General features: G+C 63.3%; 15 protein-coding genes. All 15 read left to right on the top strand.

The features are described from left to right. The first annotated feature begins 224 nt into the window (after positions 1–224). The 15 genes from wbaP to HLH28_RS05265 all read left to right on the top strand — a co-directional run bounded on the left by wbaP (position 225) and on the right by HLH28_RS05265 (position 17,104). The gene (wbaP, locus tag HLH28_RS18000) at positions 225–1,562 is read left to right on the top strand and encodes an undecaprenyl-phosphate galactose phosphotransferase WbaP (RefSeq protein ID WP_246395695.1); all 1,338 of its coding nucleotides are present in this window, start codon (positions 225–227) and stop codon (positions 1,560–1,562) included. Between the two features lie 76 nt (positions 1,563–1,638). Then, positions 1,639–3,861, top strand: coding sequence for a GumC family protein (locus HLH28_RS05330; RefSeq protein ID WP_182955561.1), 2,223 nt, complete (start codon positions 1,639–1,641; stop codon positions 3,859–3,861). 21 nt (positions 3,862–3,882) lie between these two features. Continuing rightward, positions 3,883–4,365 (top strand): hypothetical protein, encoded by a 483-nt coding sequence (locus HLH28_RS05325; protein ID WP_246395694.1) that lies wholly within the window; start codon positions 3,883–3,885, stop codon positions 4,363–4,365. 20 nt (positions 4,366–4,385) lie between these two features. Then, positions 4,386–5,579 carry a glycosyltransferase family 4 protein gene (locus tag HLH28_RS05320; RefSeq protein ID WP_246395693.1) on the top strand — a complete coding sequence of 398 codons (1,194 nt, stop codon included), beginning with the start codon at positions 4,386–4,388 and terminating at the stop codon, positions 5,577–5,579. After that, entirely contained in the window at positions 5,576–6,466 is an 891-nt protein-coding gene (locus HLH28_RS05315; RefSeq protein ID WP_246395692.1) for a glycosyltransferase family 2 protein, read from the top strand. Before HLH28_RS05320 ends, HLH28_RS05315 begins: the two co-directional genes overlap by 4 nt. A gap of 25 nt (positions 6,467–6,491) precedes the next feature. Further along, the gene (locus tag HLH28_RS05310) at positions 6,492–7,343 is read left to right on the top strand and encodes a glycosyltransferase family 2 protein (RefSeq protein ID WP_182955558.1); all 852 of its coding nucleotides are present in this window, start codon (positions 6,492–6,494) and stop codon (positions 7,341–7,343) included. Positions 7,344–7,390: 47 nt separating this feature from the next. Continuing rightward, positions 7,391–8,455 carry an acyltransferase family protein gene (locus HLH28_RS05305; protein WP_182955555.1) on the top strand — a complete coding sequence of 355 codons (1,065 nt, stop codon included), beginning with the start codon at positions 7,391–7,393 and terminating at the stop codon, positions 8,453–8,455. Positions 8,456–8,705: 250 nt separating this feature from the next. Next, positions 8,706–10,163, top strand: a complete 1,458-nt coding sequence (locus HLH28_RS05300; RefSeq protein WP_246395691.1) for a flippase — start codon at positions 8,706–8,708, stop codon at positions 10,161–10,163. Between the two features lie 80 nt (positions 10,164–10,243). Beyond that, positions 10,244–11,089: an SGNH/GDSL hydrolase family protein gene (locus tag HLH28_RS05295; RefSeq protein WP_246395690.1), complete on the top strand. Its 846-nt coding sequence runs from the start codon at positions 10,244–10,246 to the stop codon at positions 11,087–11,089. Positions 11,090–11,091: 2 nt separating this feature from the next. Beyond that, positions 11,092–12,144, top strand: coding sequence for a glycosyltransferase family A protein (locus HLH28_RS05290; RefSeq protein ID WP_182955550.1), 1,053 nt, complete (start codon positions 11,092–11,094; stop codon positions 12,142–12,144). Next, positions 12,141–13,001 carry an SGNH/GDSL hydrolase family protein gene (locus HLH28_RS05285; RefSeq protein WP_182955547.1) on the top strand — a complete coding sequence of 287 codons (861 nt, stop codon included), beginning with the start codon at positions 12,141–12,143 and terminating at the stop codon, positions 12,999–13,001. The genes HLH28_RS05290 and HLH28_RS05285 overlap by 4 nt, the downstream gene beginning before the upstream one ends. Then, on the top strand, positions 12,998–13,933 hold the full coding sequence (locus HLH28_RS05280; RefSeq protein ID WP_182955545.1) for a thiamine pyrophosphate-dependent dehydrogenase E1 component subunit alpha: 936 nt from the start codon (positions 12,998–13,000) through the stop codon (positions 13,931–13,933). The genes HLH28_RS05285 and HLH28_RS05280 overlap by 4 nt, the downstream gene beginning before the upstream one ends. Continuing rightward, a complete protein-coding gene (locus HLH28_RS05275; protein ID WP_182955542.1) occupies positions 13,923–14,912 on the top strand; it encodes an alpha-ketoacid dehydrogenase subunit beta in 990 nt (329 codons plus the stop codon). Before HLH28_RS05280 ends, HLH28_RS05275 begins: the two co-directional genes overlap by 11 nt. Before the next feature lie 28 nt (positions 14,913–14,940). Beyond that, positions 14,941–15,246, top strand: coding sequence for a lipoyl domain-containing protein (locus HLH28_RS05270; protein WP_182955539.1), 306 nt, complete (start codon positions 14,941–14,943; stop codon positions 15,244–15,246). Positions 15,247–15,664: 418 nt separating this feature from the next. Then, positions 15,665–17,104, top strand: coding sequence for a UbiA family prenyltransferase (locus HLH28_RS05265; RefSeq protein ID WP_182955537.1), 1,440 nt, complete (start codon positions 15,665–15,667; stop codon positions 17,102–17,104).

Raw genomic sequence — 17,104 nt, 5'->3', positions numbered from 1 at the left:
TTACCACGTAATTTATTTTGTCTCCGTTTTTTTGACGATTTGTATTTTATTTTCATATTTCAATACGGGGATGTATTATGACTACGCAGATTTCCAGCATAGTTATTGGAATGCCGAACGCTGCTGGCCGGACGGAAGACAGCAACATTCTTGCCGCCGACCCCCCTCAGCCGCTTATTCCATCACATGTCCCGTCTTTTCGTTATTTGTCGATATATGCTCTGATGCTTGGCGACGTCATGGCGTTCTCCATCGCCACCGCCACCGTTCACGTGATGTCCGGATTGCACGCGGCGCCCGCCGATCCCATGGCGGGCACCAGGGGGCTCTGGCTGTCCATCTTCATGTTCGCCGGCCTGACAGTTTATTTTTCCAAGAAGGGCCATTACCGCGACCGCCTTCCGTTCCTGAGCGAGGTGCCGCAGATCATCGCGGCAACCCTCGCCGTGATGGTGGCGACATCGGGGATATGGTTCCCCCTGTGGCCGGCCGGAGCGGCCCTTCCGCTGATCGAACAATGGACACTGTTTTCCATTCTGGCGATCTCCTTCCGCCAGACCACCAAACATATCCTGCATTTCTTTGGGATATGGCAATTGCCGGTTCTGCTGGTCGGAAACCCGGACACATGCGCCCGCGCCGTCGAAGCCTTTTCCAGCGAGCGGCTGCCCGGCCTGCGATCGGTCGGCTGCGTCTCGTCGGATACGCTGCTGCGCGTGGCCCCGGCCCATCTGACGCGCGTCCTGCTGACACGCTATGGCGCGGCACGGCTGGTCCTGGCGGTCGACGCCAACGACGATACCGGGCGCGCGGTCATTTCCCGGGTCACGCGCGGACGGGTTCCGTTCTCGCTGGTGCCGCAGATGGCCGGCGTTCCCCTCGATCATGAACGTCTTTGCTATTTCAGCCACGATACCATGATGCTGACCTTCCGCAGCAGCCTGGACCAGCCCTTCCATCGGGCGACGAAAATCGCGTTCGACGTTACCGTGGCATCCGTTCTCCTGCTGCTGACGCTGCCGCTCTTTGTCATGCTCTACGTGCTGGTGCGACTCGACGGGGGATCTGCGACGTTCGGCCATCTTCGCATCGGGCGGAACGGGCGCACCTTCCGATGCCTCAAATTCCGTTCGATGGCGCAGAATGCGGACCATATCCTGGCCGACCTGCTGGCGCGCGACCCCCAGGCGGCGGCGGAATGGGCGGCATCGCGCAAGCTGACGAACGATCCACGGATCACGACGATCGGCCGTTTCCTGCGCAAGACCAGCCTGGATGAACTGCCGCAGCTCCTGAACGTGCTTCGCCTGGAAATGAGCCTCGTCGGCCCCCGGCCGATCGTCGAGGCCGAACAGGATCATTACGGCGACGACATAGAATACTACCAGGCGATCCGCCCCGGCATTACCGGCCTGTGGCAGGTCAGCGGCCGCAGCGACACGTCCTATCCCCGGCGGGTACAGCTGGACAATTGGTATGTCCGGAACTGGAGCCTGTGGAACGACGTCGTCATCCTGGCCAAGACCGTGCCCGCCGTCCTGTTCCAGAACGGGGCCCGCTAGGACCAGCCCTCGCACGACGCCTCGACACCCGGATCCATTGCCATCTCCCCTTTGCCCTGACGCGAGAGATCATGCCATGAACCAGCTCCAGCTAGCGTCTCTGAGTGGCCTGCCGGCAGACCATTCCGCCAGCCAGCAGGCATCCCCCACGCAGGTTTTCGGCGCTGTCGGCCGTCATCGCCTTACGGTCGCCCTGATTACCCTGGGAATCAGCCTTCCAGCCGGGTTCGCCATCAAGCAGATGAAGCCGTACTACACGGCATCCTCCGTCCTGATGGTCGGCACGCGTCAGACGCCGTTCCGTGACCTGCAGGCCACCACCTCGGGTGCAGACGTCGATACGGTGGCGATCAATACCCAGGTCGGCATCCTGCGCAGCACCTCGATCGCGACTGCCGTGGCAAGCCAGCTTCACCTGGTGGACGATCCGGAATTCCGCGATGCGCTCACCCACGTTCCTCTCAAGGCGAGGATCATGAACACCGTGTTCACGATCATCGGCCAGCCGCCCCCGCCGGCGAAACCCATGACGCCGGCCCAGCGCCTCCAGGCCACGGCCATGATGCTGGCCAACAAGGTGACCGTCCTCAATGACGGGCGATCCTACATCATCACGATCACGGCCAAGACCGCCGATCCAATCTCCAGCGCACGGATCGCCAATGCCTATGCCGACGTCTATTTCGATTTCCGGCGCCAGATGAAGGTCGCGGCGACGTGGCGGGCGAACGCCCTGCTGGACGAACAGATCGTGCCCCTGCGCGAACGGCTGCGCAAGGCGGAGCAGGCGGTCGAGGCCTTCCGCGAACATAACGGGCTGATTTCGGCACGGATGGAACAGCAGCCCGGCCCGGGCGGCGGCGGCGCGGACATGTCGACCGTCGCGGACCAGCAGCTCATGCACATGAACCAGGAACTGACCGTCGCGCAGGGAATTCTGGAGGAAAAGCGCTCGCGCTACATGGAAGTCCGCGAAGCCGCGCGGAACGGCACGCTGGGCAATCTTCCCGAAGTCGTGGCGGCCCCGCTGATCCAGCAGCTCCAGACGCAGCACGCCCAGCTGAGCAGCCACGTCGCCACCCTCAGCCAGTCCTATCTGGACGGCAATCCCGAGCTGAAGGCGGCGCAGGCGGGCGAGGCACAGGTCCAGCGCCAGATCGGCATGGCCACCGCCAGGATCGCCGACAGCATCGCCAAGGACGTCAGCGCCGCCGAGGCCCGCGTCGCGGCGCTGAGCCGCGCCGTGGACGCCTTGCAGCGCCAGGTCACCAGCGAAAACCAGGCGAATGTCGGCCTGCGCCAGCTTGAAAGCGAGGCCAATGCCGCGCGCGTCGTCTATCAGGACTATCTGGGCCGGTTCGCCCAGACATCGACGCAGGCGCAGTTGCAGGAACCGGAAGCCGACCTGATTTCGCGTGCCGAGACCCCCCTGGGCTTCGCCGGACCGCCGCGCCTGCAATACATGGCCATTACCTTCCTGTTTTCGCTGATGCTCGGCACGGGGGCGGCCCTGGTGATCGACCGGATCCGCAACGGCATCCGCAGTACGTCCCAGCTGGACTCGGTGCCCGGCCTGTTCACCCTGGGCCTCGTCCCGGCGTTGAGCGGCGGCCTGGCACGGCATTACCGTTCCGGAGGGGCATCCTCGGCCTATGTCGAGACGATCGAAGCCATCCGCAGCATCCTGTGCTTCGGCCACAGCCGCTTCCGGGCGAAGGTGGTGCTCGTCACGTCGGCCAGCCCCGGGGAAGGCAAGACGACCTTCGCCGTGTCCCTGGCGGCCAATACGGGCCGGGACCTGCAGCGCGCGCTGGTCATCGATTGCGACACGCGCAACCCCTCGGCGCTGGCGGTCGTGGGCAGGTCCGACCGTCCGGGCGACAATACCCTTCCGCTCAACCCCGCGTCGGGCGGCCTGACCCGCGACGTGCTGCCGGGGGTGGACATCCTGACCCTTCGGCCCCGGAACGAACGCAATTGCGCGATGGTCTCGCCGCTGGAACTCAGCCGGATCCTGGCGCAGTTCTCGCCGCACTACGACATGATCATCCTGGATACGCCCCCCGTCCTGGCTTTCCCCGACGCCGCCGTCCTGGCGCAGCAGACCGACGGCGTCGTGATGGTCGTCAAATGGGGACTGACGGCACCGTCGGCGCTGGCCGAAGGCATGCGGATCCTGCACGCCTACGACGCCCGCGTTCTGGGCGGCGTGCTGACGCAGGTGCCCTCACGCGGGCTCGAAGGGTCCGAGAGGCGCCAGCTCGGCATCTACAGCCAGTACGGCCTGCTGACATCCTAGGCCAGGAGGCATCGGGCGGCGATGAGCACGACCAGACAGGCACCCGACTACGGCAGGCCGGAGGCATCCATGCAGTCCGCTTCCCCCTTCAGGCGCCGCGCGACGATACCCGGCCTGGCGGCGCACCGCGGGACGGTGCTGTGCGGCCTTGCCCTGCTTGCCGCCGTGACCTGCCGTCCCGCCGTCGCACAGGACGACCCGGGCCCGGACCTGGCCGCGCAGCCGATGCGGCCGCCCACGGTCATCTGGTGCAGCGTCCCGAGCGGGGACGCCCTGTATGTCAGCGGCGTGACCCGGCTGAGCTCGGGGTCCTTCATGGCGGCCCGGGCATATAGCGGACGGTTCGGCAGGACGGTCAACGCGCGCTACGGCCTGCATCTGAATCTGGAAGGCAACTATTGCCGCCAGTCCGGGAACCGGGCGACTGCGGCCACCGCCCGTGCAGCCCAGATCGGACGTATGGCCGCACGAAACCTGGCGATTGTCAGCGTCGGGGTTTTCTGACCTGTCGGAAAGGACATTACATGGCGATGAATGACGCCGGCCAGCCCATACGCGCCTTCGTGCAACTCAGCTACGGCTATGGGGCCACGACATGGCATGCGCGGTGGCAGGAGGGACGCATCCTCGGCCTGAATGAGGAATACGCATACGGCTATCTGCGCGCCTCCGAACCCGGTTTCACCGTCACCCAGTCCGAAGACGCGCCGGAAGGGGTTCCCGGCCGCCTCGTCCGCTATTCCGTACGCCTGCTGCTGGGCTTCGATTTCATTCATGCCTGGCGAAACCGTGCCGCCATCTTCGCAAGCGACGTCGTCTGGACCCATACCGAATCCCAGTCCCTGGCGGTTCAGTTGCTGCTGCGCCTCTTTCCGCGGCGCCGGCATCCCCGGACGATCGCGCAAAGCGTCTGGCTGATCGATCGCTGGTCGACGGAATCGCGGAAAAATCGCTTCGTGTTCCGCAATCTCCTGTCCCGGGCTGATATCCTGACCTTCCTGTCCCCCTGCAACATGGCCCAGGCGGCAAGTCTGTTTCCCGACCAGCGCGTGGTGCTGATGGAATTCGGCATCAGGATCGACGAGATGATTGCCCGCCCCCCGCACAGTCCGGCACCGGGCACGCCGGTCCGCGTCCTGTCCCTGGGCAATGACCGGCACCGCGACTGGACCACGCTGCTGCAGGCGACGTCGGACCTTCCCTGCCAGGTCACCGTCGCGACCACCGACCGTGCGGCACGCCGGACGCTTGCCACGGCGGCACATGTGACGCTGGCGACGCTGTCGAACAATACGGAGCTGTTCGATCTGTACGACCAGGCGGACCTGGTCGTCGTGCCGGTCGGTCCCAACCAGCATGCGTCGGGCATCACGGCCATTCAGGAAGCGACGGCGCGCGGGGTGCCGGTCATCGCCACCGACGTGGGGGGGCTGCGCCATTATTTCGGCGACGACGCGATCCGCTATGTGCCGGTCGGCGACGCACCGGCCCTGGCGCGCGCCATCACCGAACTGGCGGCGGATCCGGCCGCCCAGGCCACGATGGTCGCCCATGCGCAGCAACGGATGCGCGACAGCCTGAATTCCCGCGCCTACGTCGCGCGGCATGTCGCGCTTTCGCGCGATCTCCTGTCGTCGGCGCGCGTTCGCGCCGCGTCATCCCCTTCCCCGGTGCCGCACAGGCATCCGACCGTCTACCCGCAAGCCGGAACCGTATGATGAAGACCTCCCTGACCGTCACGATTGCCATCGCCAGTTGCGGACGTCCCGCCATTCTGCGCAAAACCGTCGAGGAACTGCGGAACCAGAGCTATCCCGCACAGCGGATCGTCGTCTGCACGGCACGTGCGTCCGACGCAGCGGGATTGATCGAGGCCGACGACCTCGCTCTGCGGCACGGGCCGATGGGCGCCCCCCACCAACGCAATGTCCTGCTGGACAACGCCAATGACACCGACCTGATCGTCTTCTTCGACGACGATTTCATTCCGGACCGGGATTACCTGCTCCATTGCGTCCAGGCGTTCCAGAGCGATCCGACCATTTCCGCCGCAACCGGGCGGGTCCTTGCCGACGGCGCCAAGGGACCGGGCATTTCGGCCGATACCGCCCTGGCGATGCTGGCCGACCCCAGGATCAACGACACCCCGAACCTGCCGCCGGTCGAGACCGTGTGGAGCAGCTATGGCTGCAACATGGCCTTCCGCATGTCCGAAATCAGGCGCCATGGCATCCGCTTCGACGAACGCCTGCCGCTTTATGCCTGGTACGAGGATATCGATTTTTCCCGGCGCCTGGGACGGCATGGCCGCATCGTCAAGGTCAATCGCGCCAAGGGCATTCACATGGGCACGAAGACCGGACGCACCCCCGGCCGGCGCCTGGGATATTCGCAGGTCGCAAATCCGATCTACCTCTCCCGCAAGGGCTCGTTTCCCTGGGACCACACGTTGCGCAGCGTGGGACGCAATATCGCGATGAACCTGGTCTTCAGCCTGCGGCCGGAACCCTATGTCGATCGCCGGGGACGCCTCATCGGCAATGGCCTTGCCCTTGCGGACATCCTGCGCGGCCGCATTACCCCGGAACGCATACTGACCTTGTAGACACCCCATTTCCGGACGATACGCCATGCGCTTTTCCCTCATCGTGCCGACCCTGGGGCGCACCGACGAAGTTCGGGCTCTTCTGCTGTCCCTGACCCGGCAGGCCGTTCGATCGTTCGAAATCATTATCGTGGACCAGAACGAGGACAGCCGTCTCGATCCCGTCATTGCAGAATTCGCCGGCCATCTGACCATCCTTCACCTGCGCAGCGCGGTGCGCCTGTGCAACCACGCCCGAAACCTGGGGGCACGGCATGCGACCGGCGACATCATCACCTTCCCCGACGACGATTGCGAATACACCCCGGACGTCCTGATGCAGGTCGACCAGTTTTTCCGGAACGATCCCGGAATCGGCTTCCTCACGGGGTCGGTCATCCTGCCGGGCGGCATTCCGGGGCGGTCGGGCCGATGGCTGAAACATGACAGCGACATCGACACCCAGACCGTCTGGACCTGCCTGATCGAGTTCAACCTGTTCATCCGCCGCACCATTTTCGATGCCGTCGGCGGATTTGACGAAACGCTCGGGCCGGGAACGCGCTTCGGATCCGGCGAGGGACAGGACCTCGCCCTGCGCATGCTGTCGCACGGCAAGTCCGGGCACTACATCCACCGGCTGCGGATCATTCATCCCGACAAGCCGGTGGCCCTGAATGTGTCGCGGGCATTCCCGTACGGACTCGGCATGGGGCGCGTCATGCGCAAGAATCGCTGCGACCTGCCGACAGTGGCCCGCTTCCTGCTGCGGCCGATCGGCGGAGCCCTGGTCAATTTCGCAAAATTCGATTTTCCGATCGCCAGATATTACGTCATGACATTTTTCGGCCGGCTTGCCGGATACCGTGCGCCGTCGCCAGCGGGCGCCGCACCATAATCCCTTTCGACGCAGATATCACACAGACCGGAAGATCGAGCTCCAGCATGTCCCACCCTCCCACTCGCCGTCTGTACGCTTTCGACGCGATGCGCGGGGTCGCCGCAATTCTGGTCATGCTGTATCACGCCGGCCGCGTCGGCCCGTCACCGTCCGCCCATGGATATGTTGCCGTCGACCTGTTCTTCGCCCTTAGCGGCGCGGTCATCGACCAGTCCTACAGGCATCGGCTCGAAACCACCCTTTCGACCCGGGAATTCGTCGAAAAGAGAATCATCCGCCTCTATCCGATCTTCCTGATCGGACTGGTGCTGGGCATCATAAAATCCGTCGGGAACCTGTGGCTTCAGAATCAGCCGGACCTGACGGTGGAGAGCATGACCATTTCGTTTCTGTTCAACCTGTTCATGCTCCCCTCCCCCTTGAATATAGCTGAAATATTCCCGCTGAACGGCTCGCAATGGTCGATGTTCTTCGAACTGATGGTCAATATATTATACGCGACGATCCTGTTCAGGCTGCCCACCAGAAGCATCGTGTCGATTGCCTTCCTTGCCGGCGTGGGCATCGTCGCCACGGCGCTCCAGTTCGGCACGCTGAATATCGGTTGGGCCTGGCCAACGTTTTCCGGCGGCATATTCAGGTCGATCTACGCCTTCAGCGCAGGCGTCCTGATCAACCGGCTGATCAGGACGCGGCGTATCGGGACCCATATCGCGTTCATCCCGATGATATTGATCGTCGTGATGTGCTGCACGCCCTTCCGGCAGGGCCTGGGACAGACACTCGACATCGTCTACGCGCTTCTTCTGTGTCCCACATTGGTGGCATGCGGGCGGGCATTCGAAATTCCGTCCCGCTTTCATCGCCTGGCCGCCTTCCTGGGGGACATCTCCTATCCGCTATATGGCATACATTTCCCGCTGATCTTCATCTGCACGTATCTTTTGCGAAAGATCGGCCTTACCGGGACGGAAAACCTTCTGGTCTTTTCCGTTCTCGTCACCGCCGCATCTCCGTTCGTGGAAAAATATTACGATGCGCCGCTGCGCCTGCGTCTCAGCAAGATGACAAAAATCAGGGAAAGCGCCCCGCCCCGCATCCTGTCGTGACATCCGGCCGGCCCCAGGACACGCAATCCCCTCAAGGAGTTCCATGATGCGACGCCTTTTCTCGACAGGCCTTTCCATCGAACTGACGCGCTGGCGGGGAAGCGGTCCACCACTATTTCGACCCTGATTGTCTACGACGGGCACCGAACTTGTCAGAACTGGATGATGTTTCATGGCTTCCTCGAGGCTTCCCGGAACTTTTGCCGCCCTGACCCCTTCCCGGCATCTCGTGTCCAACGCGGGCTGGAACATGCTTGGACGCATTGGACCGGTGGGCGTCGCGCTGCTTGTGACGCCTCGGCTGATCGACATGCTTGGACTGGCCCGATGGGGGGTCCTGACGATCGCGCTGACCCTGATCGGCACGTTCGGCATATTCGATTTCGGGCTGGGACGCGCCCTGACGCGGGCCGTGGCGGAGCGCGTTTCCGACGGTCGCCATCAGGAAAGCGCCGACCTGACGATCACCGGCGTCCTGACACTCGGCCTTTTCGGCCTGGTCAGCGGTCTCGTCGCGGCGGCCGGGGTCGCCGTCTGGGTTCACCACGGCCTGAAGATCCCGGCCGACCTGCAGACCCAAACCCTGCTGGCGATGTGGGTACTCTGTGCCACCGCCCCACTGGTCATGACCAATGCGGCAATGTGGGGCGTCATTTCCGCCTACCAGGCATTCCGTCCGGCCAACCTGATCAACATCCCCATTTCGGTCATGTACTATGTCGGTCCCCTGCTGGTCCTTCTGGTCTGGGACAGCCTGATCGGGGTGATGATGACGCTGGCGCTCTGCCGCCTGGCGATGACCATCGCCTATGGCTGCCTGTGCCTGCGCGTCATGCCGCAATTGCGCCATGCGCGCCCGTCATTCGGGCTCCTGCGACCGCTTTTCCGGATCGGGGGGTGGATGACGGTCTCCAACCTGACATTCCCCATCCTGTCCTACATGGACCGGTTCATGATCGCGTCCGTCCTGTCCAGTGCGGTGACCAGCTATTACACCACCCCCTTCGACGTCGTCGCCCGATTGTCCATGATCACCATCGCCGTGACCGGAAGCGCCTTTCCCGCCATGGCCGCATCCTGGCGCAACGACGCCGCCACGACCATCACGCTGTATCGTACCAGCGTCCTGACAGTCGCGACGCTGCTGTTCCCGCTCTGCTTGCTCAGCGCGCTCTTCAGCCATGACATCCTGTCCTTCTGGGTCGGGGACGATTTTGCCAGGAACAGCTCGACATTGATGAAATTCCTGAGCCTTGGCGTATTCTTTTTCGGCATCGACGGGGTCGCCGCCGGGTTTATCGACAGCATCGGCCGCCCGGATTTCAACGCCACGCTGTCGATCGTGGAGGTCGCCCTCTACATTCCTCTCCTCCTGCTGCTCCTCCATTTCTTCGGCGTGACCGGCGCCGCCGTCGCCTGGGCGTGCCGCAGCCTTCTGGACTGCATGATCCGCATCCGGGCCGGTGTCCGGTTTTACCCCGCGCTGGGCGGAACGGTTCGATATATCGCGCCGATGTCGGCAGTCGCTCTGCTTGCCCTTATGGCGGCATTGTTCGAGAACGGCGCCGCGATCGCCGTGCTGATGCTGGCGATCTCCATCGTGTCGTTCTACATCGTCGTCTGGACGGGGAGCCTGACCAGTTCGGAACGATCCTCGCTGCTCGCCTCGTTCCGACGGATCACCACGGCACGCAGCAGGACCGCATGAGGATCGAACATGCGGTTACCGGCATCCGATACCGGATCAAAAGGCGAAGCATGCCTTATTACTTTTGATAACCCGATCTTTTGACAAAAACAGATAATTTGAATCTTCCTCACAAGAAGCGAGAAGCCATGAAGCGGCTCACCCTCTTCGCCAAAGGCAATGTCGATGTCCATGATGCCCTGCATTCCTGCCGGATCGGTGGCACGGTACAATGGAACGGCATCAATGAGATCCTGCGCGGGTCCTATCCCGGCCTGTCGATGCGGCTTCGCCATGAAACCCTGACACGTTCCGACGCCGTTCTATCCGCAACCGGTACCGTTCCGGCCTCCATGGCGGGGCGTGACCTGCCGCTGGGCAATTATCCGACGACGAGCCAATTCAGCTCAGCACTTTTCACAACACCTGCCGATGCCGTCTTCCTGTCGATCCTTCCGGACGTGGCAACCGAACTCGTGCGCCATCGGACAGAGGGATATTTCCTGTATCCTGCCGACGCCGCCACCTGGACGGACGCCGACCGGCGATGGCTTCGATCCGAATTCGCGCCGACCGGATTTCTGACCGTTGAGCAGTCGATGGAAAATTTTACGAAAATTATCGAAAAACTGCGCCAGGAACGAGACGTTCCGATACTGATCCATAATCTGTCGTCGGTCATCCCGGGCGACGGGGTCCATTGCTATCTGGGCCTGGACGAAACATTTTCGACACGCGTACGACGTTTCAACCTTGCCCTCGTGGAACTTTCCGAAGCGACCGGCATATCCATTGTGGACGTGGACACCATCATTGCCCGTCATGGCGCGGACAGGATGAAACTCGATACATTTCATTTAACGCCCGAAGGGTACAGGCGCGTCGCGGAGGAAGCCGTCCGCGTGCTCGCCGACCTGGGCGTATTCGACACTGCCAGGGAGGCATGAACATGCAGGCGACCGTCGTGATCCGCTCCATGAACGAGGCAGACCGTCTGCGTCTGACCCTGACGTCCCTGGCCTGTCAAACCGAAGCCGCCGAGGTCGTGGTCGTCAACGACGGATCGACCGACCACACGGCAACCGTCATCGCCGAGGCCCCCCTCAACCTCGATCTCGTGGCCGTCCACCATGCGAAGCCCGCCGGCCGCTCGGCCGCCGCGAACGCCGGGGCCGCGCAGGCCAGCGGGGATATCCTGATCTTCCTGGACGGCGATACCCTGGCAGGGCCCGACCTGGTCGCCCGGCACCTGCAATGCCACCGCCTGCGTCCGAACCTGATTGTCCGCGGCGAGAATTTTCACCTGAGGTGCACGCGGCCATTCCGCGACCCCGAGGCCGGCACGCCCCAGCCCGGCCACGAAGATCGGGTGGCCCGCATGTCCCCTGCCGAACTGGACCGGGCCCGGGTCACACGCACGCAGATCTGGACCCGGTTCGACGAAATCGACGCCCGTGCGCAGCCCGGGGTCTATCCGGGATATGGGCCACGCAAGCTCTATGAACTGGAAATGGAAGCCCTGAGAACCGAGGAGGATTGCGATGTCCTGTGGGCTGCGGCCGCCGGCGCCAACCAGTCGGTTGTCCGCGAGGCGTTCCTGGAATCCGGCGGTTTTCATCCCGACCTCACGATCAACGAACATCGCGAACTGGCTCTGCGGCTCTGCCGGGCCGGCGGGAAAATGGCGGCGAGTACCGCCCGCAGCTATCACATGATCCATCGCAGCGGCTGGCGCGACCCCCTGGAAGACAAGAACTGGGAAGATATCTTCTATACGGCCCATCCCCGCGCCGACGTGGCGCTGCTGCCGCTGCTCTGGCAGAGCCTCAGCGACGAGAAGACCATTCTCGAGACTTCCCGGATCCTTTCTCTGCCGCAACTGGCGAGCATCGCCGCGGAATATGAGGGCCTGGAAGGCCGTGACGCGGTACGCGCGGCCTATCTGGCGACATGCGCCGCACCGTCCCACGCCCGCCATGCCGATCAGGGGGTCTTCCGATGACACGGATTTCCGTTGCGTTCTTCACCTCCCGGGCCGAACAGACCGCCGCGGCCAGGGCTGCCCACCTGCTGCAGGCCGGGCTTGGCGACGTGGGGGCGACATTGGCCTGTTCCACCGCGGTGGATTTCGACAGCCTGCGGGCAGCGCCACCCGGCACGATCCGCATCGCCTCGCTGACGCCGGAGCTGGACCAGCTGGATACCCCCTGGAGCGAGGTCGAACAACGGCTTCGCCGAGACTATGCCGCCTTGTGCGATGGCGGCGACCCGGTCCTTGTCGCTACCATCTTCCGCCACATCCCAGGACAATGGGACCCCGATCGCGCCGAGGCGACCTTGATACGCATCCGGCGGCTGAACCTGCTGGCGACGGAGCTGTCACGCGCATATGGCGTCTTCGTCGTCGATCTGGACAGGATCTTCAGCGATGTCGGCGCCATCCGGGTACAGACGGATTACGGCATGGGTGGTCACGCGGCCGCCGAACTGGCGGGCCACGCCCTGGCGCTGGGCATCGTGGAAAATGCCCTGGACGCCGCCTTGCCGTTCGAAGCCCAGGAACGCGTCAAGCAGACGATCACCGCCAGCCAGCCCGCCCTGCGGCCCGCGCCGGACCTCGTTCCCGGCAATCTGATGACCATGGGCAGGGGCCGGCGGCGGCAGGTCGTCTCCACCATCACGGATTCGGTCCAGGATAACCATGTCGGCTGGCTGATCCGACAGGTCCTGAAGGGGCAGATCCCGCCGGGCCAGGCGATGGACAAGCTTATTCATGCGGTCCGGCGGAGGGGAGTGCAGGAAAGCCTCGGCCTCCTGACGTCGGGCATGATCAGATTGATGGGACTGAAACCGCAATGACCCATATCGATCCCGTGGGCGCCCTGCGCGCCATGCTGATGATCCGCGCGTTCGAGGACGCCCTGGCCCGCCGGAAGGAGCACGGTTTCCAGTTGCTGTCGTCGGGCGAGGAGGCCGTTGCCGTCGGGCTGGTCTCGGCGCTGGGGACGGGCGACCAGTTGCTGACCGGGGGACGGTCGATCGGTCCGGCGCTGGCCCGCGGCGTCGCACCGGAACGGGTCATGGCGGAACTGCTGGGAAAATCCGGCGGCATGAACCAGGGCCGTGCCGGACGCGGCCACATGTCCGACCCGCAGGCGGGCTTTTTCGGCGCGCATGCCGTCGTCGGCGGCAATATCAGCATCGCCGCCGGGGTGGCCATGGCCAGGCAGCTGGACGGCGATGGCGGCATCGTCGCCATCCTGTTCGGCGACGGGGCCTGCGGCGCTGGCGCGCTGCACGAGACCCTGAACATGGCAGCCCAATGGAAACTGCCGATCCTGTTCGTCTGCAACAACAACCAGCTTTCCGTATCGACCGCCCGCGACGCGGCGTTGGCGGTTGCCAACCTGTCGGACCTGGGCGCGACGTTCGGAATGTGGGCCCGCACGGTCGACGGACTGGACGTACAGGGCGTCGCAGCGGCGGCACACGACGCGGTGCGCCATGTCCGCGACGGCCTGGGACCGGCCTTCCTGGAGTGCACGTCCATTCGCCTGCGGTCGCATTCCACGACGGCCCGGGAAACCCGCAGTCGCGCCGAACTGGCCGAACTGCAGACCCATTGCCCGATACGGCGCCATGCCGCCGCCCTGCAGGCGGACGGCACCCTGGACGACGCGCAGCTGGAGCAGATGCGCCAGGACGCGGCGACGGACATCGCTCATGCCATGGCCTACGCCGAGGCATCGCCCTACCCGACGGCACAGGAGGCTCTGCGGCATGTTGTATGAACAGAAACCCGCCATGGCCCGGATGTTTTTCCGCGAAGCCGTGACACGTGCCGTCCGCGAGGAAATGACGCTGGACCCCCATGTCCTGATTCTCGGCCAGGACGTCGGCGCCTTCGGCGGCTCCTATCGGGAATTCGATGGGCTTTACAAGATATTCGGCCCGGATCGCATACGCGACACGCCGGTCGCCGAGGCCGCGACCATTGGAATCGCCGCCGGCGCCGCGGCGGCGGGCTATCGTCCGTTGGTCAGCATCACCTACATGGATTTCCTGATGCTCGGCTTCGACGCCCTGATCAATTACGCGGCCAAGCTCCGCTACAAGACGGCGGGCGGCCTGTCCGCGCCGATGGTGGTCAAGACCACGGCGGGTGCCCAGGGACAAGGCGTCGCCCATTCCCAATGCATCGAGGCATGGCTGATGAGCGTGCCGGGCCTGCGGGTCGTCGCTCCCTCGACGCCCGCCGATGCCTACGGCCTGATGAAGACGGCTTTGCGGTGCGACGGGCCGGTGGTCTATATCGACCACAAACGGTTGTTCCCGACACCCGGCGACACGCCGGTTACGGAAACCCTCGTTCCGTTCGGCAAGGCCTGCATACGACGCGACGGATCCGACGTGACCGTCGTCAGCCACGGCTACATGATGCGCGTCGCGCTCGACGCCGCGCAGATCGTCGCGCAGGACGGCATATCCTGCGATGTCATCGACCTGCGCAGTCTCGCACCGCTGGATATCGATACCGTCGCGGGTTCCGTCGAACGGACCGGCCGATTGCTGACCCTTGAAGAGGGCCAGGTCGTTTGCGGCGTCGGGACCGAGGTCGCAATCCAGACGTTCGAACGCACCGGCCCGAAACCGTGGACCCGCATTGGCGCCCTTCCCGCCCCGGTATCGTCGAATCCGGTGCTGGAGGCCGCCTGCATTCCCGACGCCCCCCGCGTGGCGGACGCCATCCGCGCGCTTCTGGCGCGTTGATCTCACACAAAAAACAAGGAGGATAATAATGATCTATCAATTGTCAGTTCCCGCCGCAGTACCGGGCGTCGAGGAAATCCGTATCCTGGAATGGCACGGCGACGTGGGATCGACATTTGCACCGGGTGACCTGATCGTCGAACTGGAAACCCACAAGGCGGTGGTCGAGGTCCGTGCCGGTCAGGCCGGAATTTTGCGCGAAATACGCGCCGAACCCGGGGACTGGTGCGCCGTCGGCCAGCGCCTGGCGCTCTTCTCGGACAGCGCGGATAAGCCGTTGCCTGACGGCGACGCGGCGGCAACCGATATCCTGGTCGATTTCGAGGTGACATAGCCGACCCGCCATCTGAGCCCGCCATTCCCTTTGCGTTCATACCGAAATGTAACGGCAAGCATATGGAGGTCGCCACGTGCCGGCATCTCCATCTCATTTCATGCTTGCCGTCTATTTCACCCGCGTTTTTATATCGACATCGCCGCAAACCCTCGGATGGCACATGGCAGGCATCGACCGTGAACGGCGACGGCGTCGAGAAACGGTCCGATGAATTTGCCGCTGCACACAAGGGCATCACGAACGAACGATCTGTCAGAAATGTAAGTTTTTGTAACATCCGACAGGAACCAACCGGACAGAACGCCGTTAGAAACAAGCTGCATTTTAGCGCAGAGTATTTTTTGATATAAAAATCATCTATATTCTTATTATATAGAATATTTTCATTTAATATTTAATACACCTTGAGGCGCACATGAATTTAGCAGTGTCCCTGGGTCAAACCCATTCGCATCCGTTGGTTGTCGATCTGGACGGCACGCTCATAGCGTCGGATCTTCTCATAGAATCCTTTTTCAACTGCGTCGGGCGAAATCCGGCGACCCTGCCCCTCCTGCTTCTCTCCTTATGTCGCGGCCGGTCCCATTTGAAACAGGAGGTCGCGTCGCGCGCCGAAATCGATGCCTCGACGCTGCCTTACCATCAGGCCGTCCTGAACCTGATCGACGAAGCCCGGATGGAGGGTCGGCCGGTCTATCTCGCCACAGCCTCGAACGAGCGCCTTGCACATGCGGTGGCTGACCATCTGGGCAATTTCGACGGGCTGTTCGCCAGCAACAAGCACCACAATCTCGCGGGCGACAACAAGGCGCGCGTCCTGGTCGACGCATTCGGCGACCAGGGCTTCGACTATGTCGGCAACCATCGCCATGATCTGGCGATCTGGCGTCATGCCCGCCGCCGCCATGCCATCGGGCTCGACGGCCGGTCGCTCAGGAAGCTGAACGAGCTGGAAAATGTCGATATAATCGAAAAGCCGGGTCACACGATAAAAATATGGGCGCGTGCCCTTCGCGTCCATCAATACGCGAAAAACGTGCTGGTGTTTCTGCCGGCACTTGCCGCACACGCTTTCCACATCGGAACGCTGGCCGCCAGCTGCGCCGCGTTCCTTGCCTTCTGCGTCACCGCGTCCGCCATATATCTGCTGAATGATATGGTCGACCTGGGCGACGACCGTCTGCACCCCTCCAAAAGACGACGTCCATTGGCAAGTGGGGCCCTGTCGCTCCATTCCGCCCTGTCGGCTATTCCGATACTGGGCCTTTGCGCCATTGCCGCCTGTCTTGTCCTGCCATGGGTGTTTTCGATCACACTGGCGGGCTACGTTGCCCTGACGACGGGCTATTCCTTCTGGCTCAAGCGCAAGATGCTTGGAGACGTCGTCGGTCTTGCACTTTTATACACGGCCAGGCTGATCGGGGGCGCGGCCGCGACAGGCATCTTCCTGTCCGAATGGATCCTGGCATTCTCGCTCTTCGTATTCACCTCTCTTGCCCTGATCAAGAGATATACCGAACTTCTCGTTCGACTGGACGGCAATCTTCCGGAATCGAGCAGCCGGGCATACCGCAAGGACGATCTCGTGATCCTGGCGGCCCTGGCCGCGGCCTGCGGGACCAATGCCGTGACGGTCTTCACCCTGTATATTACCTCCGATTCCGTCAGGGCCATGTATAGTCACCCGTACATTCTCTGGGTCCTGTCGCCCATTCTCCTGTTCATCCTAGCACGGGCCCTTCTGGTCGCCCATCGACGCCAGATGCACGACGATCCGGTCATCTGGGCCTTGCGCGACAGAACCTGCCGCTATGCCGTCGGATGCTCGATCCTCGTCGTCCTGGCCTCGATCTGA

The organism is Gluconacetobacter tumulisoli, from assembly GCF_014174155.1.
Lineage (GTDB): Bacteria > Pseudomonadota > Alphaproteobacteria > Acetobacterales > Acetobacteraceae > Gluconacetobacter > Gluconacetobacter tumulisoli.
Note: the sequence above shows the minus strand (reverse complement) of the source record. Positions and strands in the feature narration are given on the sequence as shown.